3 protein-coding genes are annotated in these 2,030 nt (G+C 46.2%); 2 read left to right on the plus strand and 1 reads right to left on the minus strand.

Going from position 1 to position 2,030, the window contains the following annotated elements; all coding sequences use genetic code 11:
* The first annotated feature begins 272 nt into the window (after positions 1-272).
* Entirely contained in the window at positions 273-1,184 is a 912-nt protein-coding gene (gene lpxC / locus A3750_RS18855; protein ID WP_068458700.1) for a UDP-3-O-acyl-N-acetylglucosamine deacetylase, read from the plus strand.
* On the opposite strand, the gene A3750_RS18860 is transcribed toward lpxC, so the two are convergent.
* Positions 1,150-1,635 (minus strand): DciA family protein, encoded by a 486-nt coding sequence (locus A3750_RS18860; protein WP_068548623.1) that lies wholly within the window; start codon positions 1,633-1,635, stop codon positions 1,150-1,152. The two genes, lpxC and A3750_RS18860, sit on opposite strands and share 35 nt — an antisense overlap.
* A gap of 84 nt (positions 1,636-1,719) precedes the next feature.
* On the opposite strand from A3750_RS18860, the gene A3750_RS18865 reads away from it, so the two are divergent.
* Positions 1,720-2,030: hypothetical protein (locus A3750_RS18865; protein ID WP_369819956.1), on the plus strand; the 311-nt coding region annotated here is incomplete at its 3' end.

The raw sequence follows: 2,030 nt of genomic DNA on the forward strand, positions 1-2,030 counted from the left end.
GATAGACCAGCGATTAGTCGCCGAAGAGCTGTTGCAGCCGACTCGCAGGGCAGCGCTGCAGTGCGCCAGGACGTTGAACCAACGCCAAGTGTTGATTACTTGGATATTCCAGCTTTTCTTCGCAGACAAGCTGACTGAGTATCGTAAAGGTTTATGACTGCTTAGTGACAGGTTAGACAATCTGCTTGGGAAACTAGGTACCATCTGTTAGTATGCGCCTGTTTTTTGGCCAGTGGCCAATTATCAGTACATACAATTGGCGAAGTATACTTATGATTAGACAACGCACATTAAAGAACACGATACGCGCAACAGGCGTTGGCTTACACTCGGGGAAAAAGGTTTATTTGACCCTAAAACCCGCACCGATTGATTCTGGAATTGTGTTTATCAGAACCGATCTTGAGCCAAATGTTGAAATCGCAGCTCGTGCAGAAAATGTTGGTGAAACAATGCTGTCGACCACGCTTGTTAAAAATGGCGTTAAGGTGGCAACCGTTGAGCATTTGTTGTCTGCAATGGCAGGTCTCGGTATCGATAATTGTCGTATCGAACTGAGCTCTGAAGAAGTACCAATAATGGATGGCAGTGCCGGACCGTTCGTGTTCCTGATTCAATCCGCCGGAATTCAGGAACAAGATGCTGCGAAGAAATTTATTCGTATCACGCGAGAAGTCACTGTTGAAGAGGATGGGAAGACCGCTACTTTTGTGCCATTTAATGGCTTTAAGGTTGGCTTCTCGATCGACTTTGATCACCCAGTTTTCAAGAACCGTAATCAAGACGCGTGTATAGATTTTTCGAGCACCTCCTTTGTGAAGGAAGTAAGTCGAGCAAGAACCTTTGGTTTTATGCGAGACATAGAAAGATTACGTGCAATGAATCTTGCCTTAGGTGGCAGCGTTGATAATGCGATTGTTGTTGATGAGTACAAGGTGCTTAACGAGGACGGTTTGCGTTATGATGATGAGTTCGTCAAGCACAAAATACTCGACGCAATCGGCGATCTATATCTGCTCGGCAACTCACTCGTTGGTGAGTTTAAAGGCTTTAAATCCGGTCACGATCTGAATAACAAGCTTTTACGCAAGTTGATCAAAGAAACCGATGCTTGGGAAGTTCAAACCTACGAAGATGCAAGCACTGCCCCTATCTCCTATATGAAACCGGTACTTGCAGCGTAACTTTGTTCTCATCGGAGCGGCGACCCAGTCGCTCCAATACTCCTTCCAGTCGCTCGTCGATCGTTTGATTCCCAGCCGCTCTCTTTTTTGTAACTTTGCCTGTCTTTGTGGCTGGCTTCGGAACTGAGTTGGGCCTGATTTGGACTTTGATCGCAGCTACCTGTGATTGCCCGATTCGCATTTGAAGTGCTTTTAAAATCCGGTCTTCTTCAAACCGAAAGCGCGTTGCCAGCGCTGCTGAGGCGCAATGCAACGTCAACAAGCCTTGCTGCAAACCTGCAACGATGAATTGCCATTTAAGTTGATCGGGTAGGCATTCTTCAAAACGGGTATGGATCGATTCTCTGGAAGCTGCGCCGGAGAAAAGTGTCCTTAGCGCACCAGAACGTCTAATTGTTTGCTCGTGACTAAGTATGTCGCTAAGTCTTTTTGTGCGGGGTTGACGGGGCATGCGAAATCGGTTTTCTCAAATTAGGTTAAATCTTTTGTAAGCGTTATACTTACTAGCTATGAAATTATCAATCGTAGTCAAAGCATGAACATTATTCTCGTTGGCAAACACCACGGACAGTCTCGCAGCATTAAGCTGGGTTCGCACGCTATTTCTATTCTACTTTTCGTGTTGCTCGTTTTTGTTCTGGCGCTCGTTGCTCTTGGCGCTTATGCCGCAAAAGAGTTTTATAAAACGGATCCAAATGCTTTGGTCGATCGAGTCGTGATTGAGGCGTGGGATTCCTCGCTCAATGACCAAAAACATGAATTGCGAGAATTGCAGCGTGACAGCAAGCAGACTCTGGATGCTCTCACTCTGAAGATGGGAGATATGCAGGCGCGTATATATCGGCT

Source organism: Oleiphilus sp. HI0079, from assembly GCF_001635105.1.

Excerpts from the sequence above, each read along its gene's own strand:
- A3750_RS18860 (WP_068548623.1), bottom strand. The coding sequence starts at position 1,635 with ATGCCCCGTCAACCCCGCACAAAAAGACTTAGCGACATACTTAGTCAC.
- lpxC (WP_068458700.1), top strand. The coding sequence starts at position 273 with ATGATTAGACAACGCACATTAAAGAACACGATACGCGCAACAGGCGTT.